Source organism: Flavobacterium sp. W21_SRS_FM6 (genome assembly GCF_052119645.1).
Lineage (GTDB): Bacteria > Pseudomonadota > Gammaproteobacteria > Enterobacterales > Alteromonadaceae > Paraglaciecola.
Map to the genome: position 1 here is coordinate 77793 of NZ_JBGQOM010000013.1, position 14674 is coordinate 92466.

Below are 14674 nucleotides of genomic sequence, written 5' to 3' on the forward strand. Positions count from 1 at the left end.
ACCGAGGCTTGGCCTAATTTTGGTCAAGCCTTTGTTAACTTACATTTGTTTATCGATTCGAACTGAACCATCAGCCAAATATATCATACGTATTTTATCTCTTGGCTGAAAAATCATAGCAGGATCTCGGTCTTGTACCACCATGTATTCACTACCGTCTTCAATAGTGATCATAAGTTCAACCAACTGTATGGTGATTTGCTCGACGCGTTGATTGTTGGTATTGGCGACAGAACCACCCAACATAGCGCCAAGTATGGTGCTTAAGGCTCGCCCCCCACCACTACCAAACTGATTACCGATAGTGCCGCCAATAAGTGCGCCACCAAATACTTTCCAACCATGATTCCGATCTTCAAGTAATTCAGTTTGCGTCACATTTCTCACAGATGTCACTTTGCCAAATATTACCTTGTCTACCGGCACTGCTTCGTTGCGCTGATAGTCAGCAAGGGCAGGGGTGAGATACCCGACCAATAATAGGGCACAAACAAACAGTGCTTTCATGGACTTATCCTCATAGTGACTTGTTGAAGTGGGTGAGCATTACCAGCCAAGCAATTCTTTGGTACGTGTTTTACGGATTTCGGTTTCATCTGCCCATTCAACCAAGCCGCTTTCTAAGTCCATTAAACGCATGGTGAACTTGTAATACACGTCAGACTTATCCGCATTGGTTTTGACAATACTTGATAAATTTCCGTACAACATGTATTCCGCGCCCACTTGTTTGCCAAATTGCACCGCTTTAACAGGATCGACTAAACCGCCTTCATTTTGATAATTAAGCTGCTCACGTACCGCACTCACTTTGCCCATATCAACAAATCGAAATTTGCCAGACTTTAATAACTGCGTTGAAACAGAGTCAGTTAATGATTCAGTATCAATATGCTCACTGGTTTTATTTTTCACTGAATCCACAAAAACAATGGGGCGTTTGTTCATAGTCATCGTGCCAACCACTGGAGACTGCAAAAGTGAATCCGTCATTTCATTGGCTATTTTCTGTAAATCAGTTGAGCCAAAATTGACATCCGTGGTTTCAACGGCTGTGGCATCCCCATACCGCACTACGGATTGGTTTGCACAGCCCGCCACGACTGTTAAAGACATGCTTATGGCACTTATGACGAGTAATTTTTTCATTGGTTTATCCTATCTATTCAAATACACATTTGTTATTTAATGGCCGTATGCGCTTTGTTAATCGGCATCACGGCCATCTACCCTATTTGCTACACATTACTTTGTTACTTACTCAGAGCCTTATTAACGACAGGCTTATAATTGCGTTACTTTTTGACTAGTAACGTTTTCGATAGTTGTTAGGTTCATTAAGCTTATTCTGCCCGCTTTAATAGCAACGCTGATGTCTTGGGTCTTCCCTCCAATATTTAAACTGAGTTGTTGTTGCCCAGCGGGTAAGGACAAACGCATAATTTGCATCTCATCAGGCAAGGTTAACCAACTCCTGGTGTCGGCTTGTTCAGACGTAATGTTATAAAGGGTTGCCAAAATATTACCCAAATCCCCACCTTCTTTACTCATGGTACTTCGCAGCTTTTCTTTAGCAATTATTCGCAGTGCTTGTCGAGTCACAATAGCGGGCAGTTGTTCTTGTAGTTGTTTGGATGCCAACGATTGCAGACGAGCAATCGGCTCAGCATCATAACGTTGTTCCTGTGCCGTAATACTCACTTTAGGATAGTGGGCCAATGAACCTTGATACACAGGTAAGGCAAAACTAAAAAACCGCGCTTTATAGGAACTGGTAAAGAGGGGTAAATCAATTGCCACTTCTTGTTTGGCGTTAATTACCCCGCGTTCTAACAATACAACTAATTCGCCGTGTTCAGTCTTATTAGCGCCGAGATAATCACCGTATTTTGGTGTGAATAGCGCTAGGTCATCGACCATTTGCAGTTGGGTGGCTAAACGCAATACATCCTGCTGCAGATATACATTGTTAGGGTAAATTTCTAAGGCTCGTTTGTAATCGATATAAGCGTCATTTGGCTGTTTTGCGGCTTCATATAAAACACCAGATAAATAAAAAGTGTAGGCATTTTGAAAACCATTTTTGATATCACCAATCATCGCAGCCATTGAGGGATAAGTTTGCTTCAGGGCGTTTTTGTCAACACTCTCAGCGGCTTTATCGATGCTTTGCTGATGTTGTTTCAAAGCGTTTTCTTGCACTAAGTTTGCACGGCGCACCTCGACTAACGCACCGTCAAGCTGGCCTAAAAACACATAGTTTAGGGCCTGATAACTGTGCAACATCGTTTGCTCGTACGCTGGAATATCGTAGGCAATTGCATTGTCGCTACTCACTAATGCGGTCATGTTGGCAAGACCATCACTGACTCTCAGTTTAGCTTTCGCTTGTTCTTGTTCAAGTTCAGTAGACACCAAGGTAAACTCTTCTCGGCTTTGTGCCCAATCTTGGGCTAAATAATGTAGACGGGCTTTTTCAAGCAAGCTCAAAGAATAGTTAGTTTGTTTGTTTTTAGGCACTTCGACTAGATTAGCGGCTTTGGAAAAGTCGCCATTTAACTGGGCCATTCTTACGGTTTTTAACTGCTCGGCGTAACCTGAGAAAAGATTATTGAACCCCATACTTGAGCAAGCTGACACACTTATGACTAAGCAGCCTAAAATCAAGCCTTGAGCTAATCGACGAAAAGATACAACAAATGAGGGCATGTACGACTTAATTCATAAAACTAACAGACCACATTCAGACAATAAGTGCTCTGAATAATTCGCTATTAGACTAAAGATAATTTGGTCATATTGATACGCTTACTTGAAAAAATAATGTCTTTAAAAAAGTAAGTTTCTACACCTTAGCACATCAGGCATTCACGCGCTTTTCTTGCCAGTTTTCTTGCAAAGAATAAAGACAACGCTCTTGTGGGGTAGCTTTCAGATTGAGATAATCAACCGCTTCAGGTATGAAAAGTACCACGCAAAAATGTTCGCTGATGGTAGACAGAGTATCATGGCTAATGACTTTTACTGGTGTATTGCCTGCCCAAGCATGATTATTTTCATCATAAGGCGCTTTGGGCGTGCCTGCAAAAAATGCTTGTCTGGCGGTTGGGGATAAATTCAACCACTGTTGTTTCAGGATGTCTGCTTTTGTACTGCCCCCAAGTAGCGATTCATTTACACTTAGCGCTAAAGACGGCGACAACAATACAACGTCGCCGGAAATTCGAAATTGCTCTCTCGAGCCGCTAAAATACCAACAAATTTCGAAGTAGGGGGCTGAGGCGGTGTTCCACTGAGGGATTTTGTCACTTCGACAATCGGTGACTGAAAGCAAACTATGGGTAGCGTTTAAAAATCCCCTGAAAACCATTGTCCTGTTTTTTGCACGACCATCTGAGCCAACACTGGCGACTTGGTAGTATTTCGCCTGCATTTGACTACGGTTGATATGCAAACTTCTGGCTAATCGTTGGCGCCAAGGCGGGTATTTCATTTCAGTCATGCTGCTTCTATCGCTCATTAACGCTTCGGTACAATGCCATCCTTGGCATCTTGGCTATGATACCTTTTGCTCAGTCTATTTAGCTGGTCTTTCGTCAACCAATGCTTGATAAGTTAGGTTACGTAAATCATCGGCATAACGATGAGTACCACTTGGAATAAATTGCGCCATACCAATAATGATCAAATTCTCGACAGGATCGATTCTAAAATACGTCGATGCCATACCGCCCCAGCCATAGTTACCTTCAGAGCCCATAAATTTGAGCGCACCAGTATCAGTGGTGACAGACATTGCTAATCCGTATCCTTCGCCATCGGCCCATGAGCTAAAGGGCACTAAATTAGCAGGTAAATGATTAGCCCGCATATACTCAACAGTTTTACGTCCCAAAATTCTCACTCCGTTGACCTCACCATCATTTAATAACATGCGAGCAAATGTCAGATAGTCATCTATGGTGGAAACCATTCCACCGCCGCCATTATGGATAGCCGGATCCGTCAAAAAATCGCCCAAAGGCACATTTTGCATCTCAACGGTGTTGCCTTCTTTATCGCTGTTGTACACCGCAGCGAGGCGATGGGCTTTTTCAGCGGGTACATGAAAACCGGTGTCCTGCATATCAAGCGGGTCAAGGATACTTTGTTTTACATATTCACCCAATTTCATACCGCTTAACTTTTCAACTAAATAGCCAATAACATCAGTATTGACCCCGTAGTTCCATTGCGTACCGGGTTGGTGATTCAGCGGCAATTTTGCCAACTCTCGTAGGGTCTCTTCTGGCTTTGTTTTACCTTGCATCATAGGTGATGCACGATAAAGTTTGTCAACTTCACTACCAGTAAAACCGTAGCTGAATCCAGCTGTATGGGTAAACAAATCAATAATACGAACAGGCGATTTTGTGTCTTCTAACACCATGCTATCGCCGCTACCTCTTACATACACTTTCAGTTCTTTTAGTTCGGGTAAATACCACCAAATAGGATCATTCATATGAAACTTGCCTTGCTCCCACAGAGTGAGTGCAGCGACAGTGGTAATAGGTTTAGTCATTGAATAAATACGAAAGATAGCGTCACGCTGCATTGCTTTGCCAGCAGCGATGTCTTGCATCCCCTGAGTCGTTACGTGTACGGTTTTATTATTGCGCGACACCAGTGTCATAATGCCAGCGAGTTTGCCTTCGTCGATATACTCTTGCATTTTAGCGTCGATTCGCTGCAAGCGTTGTTGTGAAAAACCTTGGGCTGTATCACTTATAGATGAAGGGGAGTGGCTTGTTGCTTGATTATGGCTGGCACTTTCGTTAACAGATACCACACAGGATGACAGCGATAAACTCGCTACAACTAAGAGGATTTTTTTCATAATATATTTTTATTGTGGGCTGAGATGGTCAGTGTAACGGTTCAATTCAGCCTTGCCAATTAGACAAAGCTCAAAAGTATTTACAGATTATGTGCACATACACAGAACCTTTACGTAATAGTAGAGTATAAGAGTCACAGACCTTTGATTAGGTCTTGTCTACTATTAATCGCTTCAATACAAAACGGGAAAAAATATGCTTAGTTATGCAACTATCGGTGTTAGTGATTTAGAAAAATCAGAAGCTTTTTATAATGAACTATTAGCCCCAATCGGCGCAAAAACGTTGATAAAAATGGATCGCATTATTTTTATTGGTAAAAGTATGCAAGAGCCTATGCTTGCTATTTGCATTCCTTATAATGCTCAGCCGCAGCATTGTGGGAATGGCAACATGGTGGCTATTGCACCTGGCTCAAAAGAGCAGTGTGATGAACTATATAACAAGGCCATTGCACTAGGTGCGACCTGTGACGGTAAGCCTGGTCAGCGTATCCCGAACGTTTTTTACGGTGCCTATTTCCGAGATGTAGACGGCAATAAAATAGCGTTTAACCATTTCGGTTAAGAAGCTAAAACGCAATACAGCCTCGTTGCTGTATTGCGTTTTGTATGCTTAGAGAATGAGACGGACAATGTGCCTTCTGGTAGTAATCTAAGGCAAAAGTCTATTTCACTTAATGACAATGAAAAATTCAAATCCTTACTGAATTTCTAACAATTCGACTTCAAAAATAAGTAAAGATCCAGGTTGTATGCTGCCCGTTGCACGGTTGCCGTAGGCCAAATGAGCGGGGATATAAAATCTAAATTTATCACCAACCACCATCAATTGCAGTCCTTCAGTCCAACCACTAATGACTTGATTTAACGGAAAACTAATTGGTTTATCTCGCTCAACTGAGCTATCAAAAACGCTGCCGTCTAACAACGTGCCGTGGTAATGCACTTTGACTGTTGATTTTGCAGTTGGGTGTGAACTACCTGCGCCTTTTTTGAGTTCCAAATATTGCAATCCAGATGCTGTTTCTTGCACGCCTTCATTTCGCTTATTTGACGTTAAAAAGGTGTTACCAATGGCTATATTTTCAAGCGCGAGCTTTTTATTATTGGCGCTTCTGGTGAAGTAAAATATCGCCAGCGCGATAATAATTCCGATAACAATAAATTTCATGATGGGTCCTATAAATGAGTGGCGCGCATTCTAGCATCGCTTACTTTTTTAACACAATCAGTCTAATAGCGAAAAAAGGGGAGAGACAAGTGCCTGATACAAATCCTGTTAAAAGCGCTTCTTTAGTATTTATCGCTATTTACTGACTGAACGTTAGGGTTCACCAGAAGCCTGCACACGCAACGCTAAGCTAATAGGGTAGTGGTCAGAAGAATGAATATCAGTATGTACTTGTGCTTGCACCACCGTTATGCCCCGGCAGTAAATATGATCAAGATGCTTAAATAAATGCATCAATTTTGGCTTACGTTGCATCTTTACTTCACTGAGTAAAAACGACTTAGCAAGATGATTAAAAAACCGTAATCTTTTATTGTTCCAGGTATTAAAATCACCTGCCAATACAATGGGTCCTTTATGACGTTCAAGGGTTTGAAAAATTTGCTCAAGGTGGGATCTGAATTTTGTGAATGACACAAAGTTGATGAGATGACAATTGACTACCAGCAATCGTTGACCATATTCTGGTAGAGGATACTCACAAGCCAAGACCATCTTTTTTGTTTGTGAAAGCGGCTCGCTTGGCACTGAAGCTGAAAACACATAGTCACTAGCTGGCACGGTTGAGCCGGTTTTTACACCGGTCTCAATACGGGTTTTGAGATTTTTAAAGCTCCGTGCCATCATCCATTGATACTGGGTTGATTGACTGAAATAATTATCAAAAGGGGAGTTTAAAATCGCTTCTTGCAATAAAATTAAGTCTTTATCTTTACTAAGTGTTTTAAAATCTTCCTGCCAGCCTTTCTTTTGACATTTAAATACGTTCCACAATAAAACACTAAAGTCAGTGCTCAAGGTTTCTTTTGACGCTGTGCCCATAATCTTGATTGATTCTACTGCGCTGTAGCGGTTTTTAAACATAATAGAAACCTTTAGATATCGTTTTGAAGGCATTCAGCCCAGTATTACAAATAGGGCGAGAACAAACGAAATAAGTTGTTTCGAACCTTTTTGTAGGTGGCAAGTTCCTTCATTTCTTGTTCGGTCACCATGGTCGACTGCTGTTTTTTCGTTGCAAAGAAAGCACTGAGTTTTGCGTTAAGCTGTGCATCAAAGCATTCAAGATTAATCTCAAAATTGAATTCTAAACTTCTTGCATCCCAATTAGTTGAACCAATAAACGACCAAAGGTCATCTATCAGCACAATTTTACTGTGATCAAACGGCCGATTATTTTTATAAATCTTAATACCGTGAGCCAAAATCCGTAAAAAATTCGCCTCTAATACCCAGTCTATAAAGGCAATATTACTGCGTTTTGGCACAATAATTTCGATAGCTACACCCCGTAAGGCAGCCGCATGAAGCGAGGTCATTAACGTTTGGTCAGGGATGAAGTAGGGGGTCATAATTTTCACACTGGTTTGGGCGCATACTAATGCGTTTATTAAGGTCCAGCGTATTTTATTATGATCTTCATCTGGACCATCTTGAATAACACGCGCTACAACCGAGCTACTATTGCACTGCTGGGAAGCTTTGGCTTGATAAGATGGAAATTGAATGAGCTCACCAGTGGCAAAAAACCAATCCTCGCTAAAGACCTGACTGATTTGATCAATTACCGGTCCGCTTACTTTAAAATGAATGTCGTCTATCGGATGTGCTGCTGTGCAAACAAGATTGTCTTCACTAAGATTCATACCGCCAATATAAGCGACTGTACCGTCAATACAGAGTATTTTTCGGTGGTTTCTCAGATTAATAAAACGAATACTGGTTAAAGAAATAGCGGGTAAAAAACGCGCGGTTTTCACCCCTAACTTTTTTAATACACGGTCTGATTTATGCCAGCTATAGCCAACACCAATGCCGTCAAGAAGCACATTAACGATTACGCCGCGCTGCTGGGCTTTAGCTAGGGCGTCGACAAATTGATGGCCGAGTGAATCGTAATCAAAGATATAGCTAGAGAGCACAATGTAGCGCTGGGCCTGATGAATGGACTCAATCATAGCCGGGTAGGCCGCGTCACCATTTATTAACGGTTCAACGTGGTTTTGTGCCAGTAAATTAATGGGATGGATTTTGTATCCAGCAATAATAGAAGAGTGCCAATGCGCCGGTAGAGCATGAAAATGAATGGCTTTTTCAGCTTGCCGAAAGTCTTGTTTAAAGGTTTGAGGGTGCTCTTTTTGGGCCAAACGTTTGATGCGATTAATGCCAAACAACCAATAAAACAAACTTCCTATCACCGGTGATAGAATAACTAGGCCAATCCATGCCAGCGATGTTCGCTCATTTTCTTTAAACAAAAGTACATGTAACGATGTCACAACAGATAAGCTAACATGCAGTACAACAACAATAGTGACCCAATGGGTGTAAAGCCACTCAAGTAAAATTTCCAATATTTGCATAAAAACCTTAAATATAATGAAGCAAATCAATCACGGATAACAGCAGTGCTTATAGCGTATTACAACAACATTACTGATTATTTAACAGAGACCTTAGGCACTCACTTTATATTCTATATTTTCTTAATTACCACCAGTGTCTCCGTGGTGTATTTTGTGGTGCTCAGTTACATCATTACACAAATGGACTCGCGATACTTTGTGCGAATACACGCCAGTAAGGATGCCCAAACAAATAAAACAAAACGGCACCATGTGATCAACCTAGCCAAAACACTATTTGGAATCGTTTTATTACTATGCGGTGTGTTGATGTTGGTTTTACCAGGCCAAGGTTTATTGACCATCTTAGTGGGTTTGAGTTTGATACCGTTTCCAGGCAAAGACAGATTTGAGCAATATTTACTGGCGCGGCCATCTATCAGAACGTCCTTAAATTGGATCCGGGTTAAAGCCAAAAAAGCACCTTTTATATTTGACTAAAAAAACACGCACGAGCTTTAACCAAACAAGGCAATGAGTGGTTTAGTTTCTCAGATTTTACGTAGCAGCGCGCTTAAATGACCCTAGTTATGCAAATGAAGGCCATAAATGCAGGTGATTAAGACCAATACCACTACTATAATGTAATTCGTAATAATAACTGTTATTACGAATTGACAATATATTTCAGCCTGCTTATTATTTGCATTATCACCACATCTTCTTTGCAAGGCTTTATGTATTACCATCCCATCACAGATTCATTTAAGTTAATTACTCAGCAACGTGAATTACTTAAAACCACTGAGTTTAAATACGTTTATCCATCACTAAATGAATATCTGAATAAAGGGTTTTCTTAAATAAAGTGCTGATTTGGCTTGTAGGATATAAATATATTTCATATAAAACATAGCGTTACATGATATTTCTTTATTTAAAAAATGCATGCGTTTTAACGATGTTTTTAAAGAATGCAAAAATTGAAAGATTTTCTTATAAATTATTTCGTTCTTAGTTATTTTGGGATTTCAATCCAAAAATGAATTTTATTCAGAATGTGACTTTATTCGCGAATTCAAGTCCGAAGTGCACCACTCGCTAAATTAGGCAGCCTTGCGTAATTCATTGAATACCACTACAGGTTGCCTGAAGCCGAGGCACTTTCTTGGCCTGGCATTTAATGCCTGTTCAATCTCACTAATCTGCTTGTCTGTCACCGTGCGTAAATCGGTGCCTTTACGTATGTATTGACGTAGCAAACCGTTGAAGTTTTCATTCAGTCCACGCTCCCAAGATGAATACGGATTCGCGAAGTAGATGTCGGTTTTCAGCTTCTCTGCGACCAGCTCATGGTCACAGAATTCGGTACCGTTGTCCGCCGTGATAGTACGAACATGACCTCGATATTTCCACAGCATAGGCCACATCAGCCGCACTTTTTGCTGGTACTTTTCGAATCAGATACAGCTTACTTTTTCGCTCAACCAGGCTAACAATCGCGCCCGTTCCTTGCTTGCCCAGAACCGTATCAACTTCCCAGTCGCCGAACCGCTTCTTCTTGTTCACGATGGCTGGACGATGCTCTATACCAACGCGATTCGGTATAATGACTCGCTTCGCGCGATTACCTTTACGGTACCTTCGGTGGCTCTGACGTAGCTGTTTATACAATTTACCACCGCCTAATTTATCACGCTGGACGTAGCCATAAATCCATTCGTGACTGACGTGATGACCGATGATTTTACCTACACCGGCAATTTGCTCAGGACTCCACTTTTCGTTAAGGCCGAACTCTACAAAGGTAACCGTCAGTTCAGATATCCTAAACTTTGCGGCCTGACATCGTCGTTTTACAGACTTTGCCTGAGCCACTTCCGGCAAGTAATGGCTATCTCTAATTCGATTGCGATTTACTTCCCGGCTGATAGTGCTGTGACTCACTCTCAGACGCTTTCCAATCTCCCGATAACTGAAACCCTCGCGTAGGTAGGCTTCGATCTGGTATCGTTGTCCCTCGATCAACTGCTTGTAACTCATGGTAACTACTCTTGTTTTTTGGCGATTACAGAGTACCACCAACAGGCAGTTGATCTCTCCTCACCGTTTAATCAAGAGTGGTGCACTTATTATCTGAATTCGGGTGTGATTACCAAGGGATTGTGTCGGACTAATTACCGAGCGACTTTGTCGTTTTAGATATCAATAATTATAAATAAACCCTTTAATGCCCCTGATACGGCTAATTTCATACTGTATGGACTTTGTTAATTTACATGTCGTGTAGCAAAGTTTGTAGCCTTTTTTTAACTTATGTTGTGACTACGTGCAGTTCACCTAAATCTTGTTGGGCAAAGTGATGTTAGATATAGCGATCGATTGCCGTGCCCATTAATACAAAGGAAAGTACTAGTATGAGTCCAACCAGCAAACTACAGTGTCTGTAGAATTTGCCACCCATCAATGTCTGGAATCATTTCATCCAAAATCAGCAGGTCAATTACTTCACACACCGTCATGTGATAACCATCAAGGCCATTACGTGACTGTTCCATCACAAACCCTGTTTCTTCCAAACCTTTTTGCTGGTAGTCACCCGCCTTCTGTTCATCTTCTACGACTAATAAACAGATGTTAGCTTTGATAATATCCAGTTAATTTCGTTGATTGCCACTACACGTGGCTCTAATCTGACATTACATTATTGTAATGTAGCCGTCATGTTGTTGTCAGGACCGGTAATGTAGACTGTATATAATTATCAAGTGTGTTAAATAATACGAGAGGGACTATGCAAAAAAATATGGCGCATCAAAATGTTGGCATGCAGTCTAAGCCTATTAGCGAGCCTCGACGAAATTTTGTTAAAGGTGCGATGGCTGGTTCTATCGCGTTGGGTATTGGGCAGGTAAGTGCGGCTCAAAAACAAGAATATATCTCTAAATCAAAGGTAGATAGGTTAACTGGAAATGAATTTGACCTTGCTGTGACAGAGGTTCCAGTAAATTTCACTGGCGAAAAACGTATGGCTACCGTTATTAACGGTAGTGTTCCTGGTCCTACTTTAGTTTGGCAAGAAGGGGAAACGGTAACGATCCGTGTCACTAATCATTTGTCGGTGCCCACATCAATTCATTGGCACGGCATAATTTTACCCTACCAAATGGATGGTGTTCCCGGCATCAGCTATACAGGTATCTCCCCCGGAGAGACTTTTACTTACCAGTTTGAAGTGCAGCAAGCTGGTACGTATTGGTATCACTCTCATACTGGTTTTCAGGAAATGACCGGTATGTATGGCAGTATCATCATTGTGCCCAAAGCTGGCGAAAAGATAAGAACAGACCAAGATATGGTAGTGCAATTGTCAGATTGGACTGACGAAATGCCCATGTCGATGTTTGCGCATTTAAAACAACAAAGCGACTACTATAACTACAACCAACCTACCGCCCGGGACTTTTTCGACGATATGTCTCGCTATGGCCTAGGGCAGGCCATCTCTATGCGTAAAATGTGGAACGAGATGCGCATGAGTCCCACTGATTTGGCTGATGTATCCGCACATGGCTTTACCTTTTTGATGAACGGTCAGACACCTAATGATAATTGGACGGGTGTTTTTAAGCTCGGTGAAACCATACGTCTACGTTTTATTAACGGTTCTAGTAATACTTTTTTTGATGTACGTATTCCCGGCTTAAAACTCACCGTTGTATCGGCCGACGGTCAAGATGTAGAACCAGTCAGTGTGGATGAATTTAGATTCGGACCTGGTGAAACCTACGACATTATTGTTAAACCTACCGACAATGCTCATACCATTTTCGCCCAATCGATAGATAGGTCTGGTTATACGCGTGGGACTCTGGCGGTAAAACAAGGACTTGCTGCTCGTGTACCCACGGTTGATGAACCCGAATGGTTAGCGATGAAAGACATGATGGGCAATATGGCCAATGGTGATAATATGGCAGGTATGGATATGGATCATTCAGCTGATATGTCAGGTATGCAAATGGATCATAGTTCAATGGGACATGGTGCAATGGCGATGGATCATAGTCAGCACAATATGCATAAAAATCCATTGGCTGTGCCTTCTCAAAGCGTTAACCACGCAAGTAGTGAATATGGCCCGTCGGTAGACGCCAGAGTAGATATGCCGCGAACCAACCTTGACGATCCAGGCGTAGGTTTGCGTAACAATGGTCGACGAGTATTAACCTTAGCTGATCTGCGTACTGTGGGAGGCCCGCTGGATCCACGTTTACCTGAGCGTGAAGTTGAGCTGCATCTAACCGGTAATATGGAACGGTATACTTGGTCGTTTGACGGCCTTGAATTTGGTCAATCTACCCCAATACATTTTCGCCATGGCGAGCGCGTTCGGGTGATCCTGCAAAATGACACCATGATGACCCATCCCATGCACATGCACGGCGTGTGGAGTGAACTTGAAAATGATAAGGGTGAATTTTTGGCAAGACGTCACACCATTCCGGTTCAGCCTGCTCAACGGATCAGCTTTTTGATCAATGCGGATGCATTAGGTCGCTGGGCTTGGCACTGTCATTTATTGTTCCATATGGATGCAGGTATGTTTCGCGAAGTGGTGATTTCATGAGAAATAAATTGATATTCAACAAAAAGATTAGCAGCACTGCGCTGGTGTGCCTGATTTCGCTCAACGTAGCGGCTCAGCAACAAAGTAATGAAACACAACAAACTACTATCACGAAACAAGCAGACGAAGTGCTAACGGATCATAGCAAAATGGATACCAATGCTATGAGCCATGACGCTATGAAAGATATGTTACCAATGGACCTTTCTACCATGCAGGCTGAAAAATCTGCCATGCCAATGGATCATAGCAAAATGGATCACAGTACTATGAACCATGACGCGGTTAAAGAGCTCGAACCTATGGAAAAAATGGACCATTCCACTATAAAGGCTGATAAACCTGCTGTACCAATGGATGAAAATGCTATGGATCATAGCAAAATGAACAACAGTGCAATGGGACAAGATTCGATGGGGGATATGGGGGCCATGCAAGGGATGGATATGTCGAGTCAAAGCAATACTCCACCATCTGATGCCCGTGATCCACATGCCTATTCCGACGGTTTAACTTTGGATAGTGGCGCTTTTGCCTTACCCGGACCTAGACAACTTAAAATGGCTGACGAACATGCTTTTGGAGCTATATTGTTTGACCGACTTGAATATGCAGATGGTCTGTCTAGTGGTTTAGGCAATGCAACTCAATATGATATGCAAGGCTGGTACGGCACTAGTTATGATCAACTAGTGGTAAAAAGCGAAGGTGAAATAGTTGATAACAAATTAGAAGGTAGCGAAAACCAAATTTTGTGGGGGCATGCCATTAGCACTTTCTGGGAAACACAAGTTGGTGTCAGATTTGATACCTCTGAAGGACCATCAAGACAGTGGTTAAGCTTTGGATTGCAAGGACTTGCTCCCTATTGGTTTGATGTCAGTGCCAGCTTATCGGTCGGAGCAGAAGGACGAAGTGTTGTCGATTTAGCTGCCGAGTATGAGCTACTGATTACTCAACGTTTAGTTTTACAGCCACGCGTTGTGATGACTGTTTATGGTAAAGATGATCCCGAAAATGGTGTAGGTAAAGGTTTGTCTTCGCTCACCGCAGGACTACGCTTACGTTATGAATTTAGCCGCCAGTTTGCTCCTTATGTGGGCGTCGAGTGGACCGGCCAATATGGCAATACCGCCGATTTTAGCCAACTTGATGGACGTACAACCACACAAACTCAGTGGGTTGCTGGCATACGCCTTTGGTTTCAATGAAACAACTAAGTGTCAGTGACTAGAATCTGGCACTTTTTTTTTTAACATTTATATAATTTAAGAAACTCTATTAAAGCCAATAAAGCTATATCTAGCCTTATCAGACTATAGCGTCAATACTTGTGTTCATCACATAAATAGCATGCAAATGAAAATTAAAATGAAAAAAAACTGAATTGTGAGTCCATGAAGGATATTAACCAAGCTAAAGTAGACAAAAATGAACATAGCGATGTAGAGCAATTCACGAGTAGCGAATTTTGGAGCATTAAACGTGGGGTGAAAGTCTCTGGAATGCCTGATTGGTGCCCATCCCACGATGATTAACGTAGTTGGGCTAGCGTCTCTTTTTTTCCAAAAGTTACCTGAATTGAC

14 protein-coding genes and 1 pseudogene are annotated in these 14674 nt (G+C 41.9%); 5 read left to right on the top strand and 10 right to left on the bottom strand.

Annotated features, from left to right (window positions below; translation table 11 throughout):
- Positions 1-39: 39 nt before the first annotated feature.
- The 5 genes from ACEN2L_RS18310 to ACEN2L_RS18330 form a co-directional block, all read right to left on the bottom strand.
- On the bottom strand, positions 40-507 hold the full coding sequence (locus ACEN2L_RS18310) for a glycine zipper 2TM domain-containing protein (protein ID WP_441745517.1): 468 nt from the start codon (positions 505-507) through the stop codon (positions 40-42).
- 39 nt (positions 508-546) lie between these two features.
- Positions 547-1149: a penicillin-binding protein activator LpoB gene (gene lpoB / locus ACEN2L_RS18315; RefSeq protein ID WP_306023373.1), complete on the bottom strand. Its 603-nt coding sequence runs from the start codon at positions 1147-1149 to the stop codon at positions 547-549.
- Positions 1150-1284: 135 nt separating this feature from the next.
- Positions 1285-2709: a COG3014 family protein gene (locus ACEN2L_RS18320; protein ID WP_441745520.1), complete on the bottom strand. Its 1425-nt coding sequence runs from the start codon at positions 2707-2709 to the stop codon at positions 1285-1287.
- Between the two features lie 151 nt (positions 2710-2860).
- Positions 2861-3502 (bottom strand): hypothetical protein, encoded by a 642-nt coding sequence (locus ACEN2L_RS18325; RefSeq protein WP_441745521.1) that lies wholly within the window; start codon positions 3500-3502, stop codon positions 2861-2863.
- 75 nt (positions 3503-3577) lie between these two features.
- On the bottom strand, positions 3578-4879 hold the full coding sequence (locus tag ACEN2L_RS18330; protein WP_441745523.1) for a serine hydrolase domain-containing protein: 1302 nt from the start codon (positions 4877-4879) through the stop codon (positions 3578-3580).
- Between the two features lie 196 nt (positions 4880-5075).
- On the opposite strand from ACEN2L_RS18330, the gene ACEN2L_RS18335 reads away from it, so the two are divergent.
- Complete coding sequence (locus tag ACEN2L_RS18335; protein WP_441745525.1) at positions 5076-5447, top strand: VOC family protein; 372 nt, start codon at positions 5076-5078, stop codon at positions 5445-5447.
- A 135-nt stretch (positions 5448-5582) separates the two neighbouring features.
- On the opposite strand, the gene ACEN2L_RS18340 is transcribed toward ACEN2L_RS18335, so the two are convergent.
- The 3 genes from ACEN2L_RS18340 to cls all read right to left on the bottom strand — a co-directional run bounded on the left by ACEN2L_RS18340 (position 5583) and on the right by cls (position 8476).
- A complete protein-coding gene (locus ACEN2L_RS18340; protein WP_441745527.1) occupies positions 5583-6053 on the bottom strand; it encodes an FKBP-type peptidyl-prolyl cis-trans isomerase in 471 nt (156 codons plus the stop codon).
- Positions 6054-6206: 153 nt separating this feature from the next.
- Entirely contained in the window at positions 6207-6977 is a 771-nt protein-coding gene (locus tag ACEN2L_RS18345) for an endonuclease/exonuclease/phosphatase family protein (RefSeq protein WP_441745529.1), read from the bottom strand.
- A gap of 44 nt (positions 6978-7021) precedes the next feature.
- Complete coding sequence (gene cls, locus ACEN2L_RS18350) at positions 7022-8476, bottom strand: cardiolipin synthase (protein ID WP_441745531.1); 1455 nt, start codon at positions 8474-8476, stop codon at positions 7022-7024.
- Positions 8477-8521: 45 nt separating this feature from the next.
- Here cls and ACEN2L_RS18355 point away from each other — a divergent pair, with 45 nt between their 5' ends.
- Entirely contained in the window at positions 8522-8959 is a 438-nt protein-coding gene (locus ACEN2L_RS18355; RefSeq protein WP_306023365.1) for a hypothetical protein, read from the top strand.
- 605 nt (positions 8960-9564) lie between these two features.
- Here ACEN2L_RS18355 and ACEN2L_RS18360 read toward each other — a convergent pair.
- Positions 9565-10501, bottom strand: a pseudogene (locus ACEN2L_RS18360) (IS30 family transposase).
- A 392-nt stretch (positions 10502-10893) separates the two neighbouring features.
- Positions 10894-11115 (bottom strand): response regulator, encoded by a 222-nt coding sequence (locus ACEN2L_RS18365; RefSeq protein WP_441745591.1) that lies wholly within the window; start codon positions 11113-11115, stop codon positions 10894-10896.
- A gap of 137 nt (positions 11116-11252) precedes the next feature.
- Here ACEN2L_RS18365 and ACEN2L_RS18370 point away from each other — a divergent pair, with 137 nt between their 5' ends.
- The 3 genes from ACEN2L_RS18370 to ACEN2L_RS18380 all read left to right on the top strand — a co-directional run bounded on the left by ACEN2L_RS18370 (position 11253) and on the right by ACEN2L_RS18380 (position 14626).
- The gene (locus ACEN2L_RS18370; RefSeq protein ID WP_441745533.1) at positions 11253-13088 is read left to right on the top strand and encodes a copper resistance system multicopper oxidase; all 1836 of its coding nucleotides are present in this window, start codon (positions 11253-11255) and stop codon (positions 13086-13088) included.
- The gene (locus ACEN2L_RS18375; protein ID WP_441745535.1) at positions 13085-14299 is read left to right on the top strand and encodes a copper resistance protein B; all 1215 of its coding nucleotides are present in this window, start codon (positions 13085-13087) and stop codon (positions 14297-14299) included. Before ACEN2L_RS18370 ends, ACEN2L_RS18375 begins: the two co-directional genes overlap by 4 nt.
- A 186-nt stretch (positions 14300-14485) precedes the next feature.
- Positions 14486-14626, top strand: a complete 141-nt coding sequence (locus ACEN2L_RS18380; protein WP_441745537.1) for a hypothetical protein — start codon at positions 14486-14488, stop codon at positions 14624-14626.
- Positions 14627-14674 lie beyond the last annotated feature (48 nt).

Bases quoted from the DNA above. Each gene is read 5' to 3' on its own strand.
- ACEN2L_RS18310 (WP_441745517.1), bottom strand. From the start codon at position 507: ATGAAAGCACTGTTTGTTTGTGCCCTATTATTGGTCGGGTATCTCACC.
- lpoB (WP_306023373.1), bottom strand. From the start codon at position 1,149: ATGAAAAAATTACTCGTCATAAGTGCCATAAGCATGTCTTTAACAGTC.
- ACEN2L_RS18320 (WP_441745520.1), bottom strand. From the start codon at position 2,709: ATGCCCTCATTTGTTGTATCTTTTCGTCGATTAGCTCAAGGCTTGATT.
- ACEN2L_RS18325 (WP_441745521.1), bottom strand. From the start codon at position 3,502: ATGACTGAAATGAAATACCCGCCTTGGCGCCAACGATTAGCCAGAAGT.
- ACEN2L_RS18330 (WP_441745523.1), bottom strand. From the start codon at position 4,879: ATGAAAAAAATCCTCTTAGTTGTAGCGAGTTTATCGCTGTCATCCTGT.
- ACEN2L_RS18335 (WP_441745525.1), top strand. From the start codon at position 5,076: ATGCTTAGTTATGCAACTATCGGTGTTAGTGATTTAGAAAAATCAGAA.
- ACEN2L_RS18340 (WP_441745527.1), bottom strand. From the start codon at position 6,053: ATGAAATTTATTGTTATCGGAATTATTATCGCGCTGGCGATATTTTAC.
- ACEN2L_RS18345 (WP_441745529.1), bottom strand. From the start codon at position 6,977: ATGTTTAAAAACCGCTACAGCGCAGTAGAATCAATCAAGATTATGGGC.
- cls (WP_441745531.1), bottom strand. From the start codon at position 8,476: ATGCAAATATTGGAAATTTTACTTGAGTGGCTTTACACCCATTGGGTC.
- ACEN2L_RS18370 (WP_441745533.1), top strand. From the start codon at position 11,253: ATGCAAAAAAATATGGCGCATCAAAATGTTGGCATGCAGTCTAAGCCT.
- ACEN2L_RS18375 (WP_441745535.1), top strand. From the start codon at position 13,085: ATGAGAAATAAATTGATATTCAACAAAAAGATTAGCAGCACTGCGCTG.
- ACEN2L_RS18380 (WP_441745537.1), top strand. From the start codon at position 14,486: ATGAAGGATATTAACCAAGCTAAAGTAGACAAAAATGAACATAGCGAT.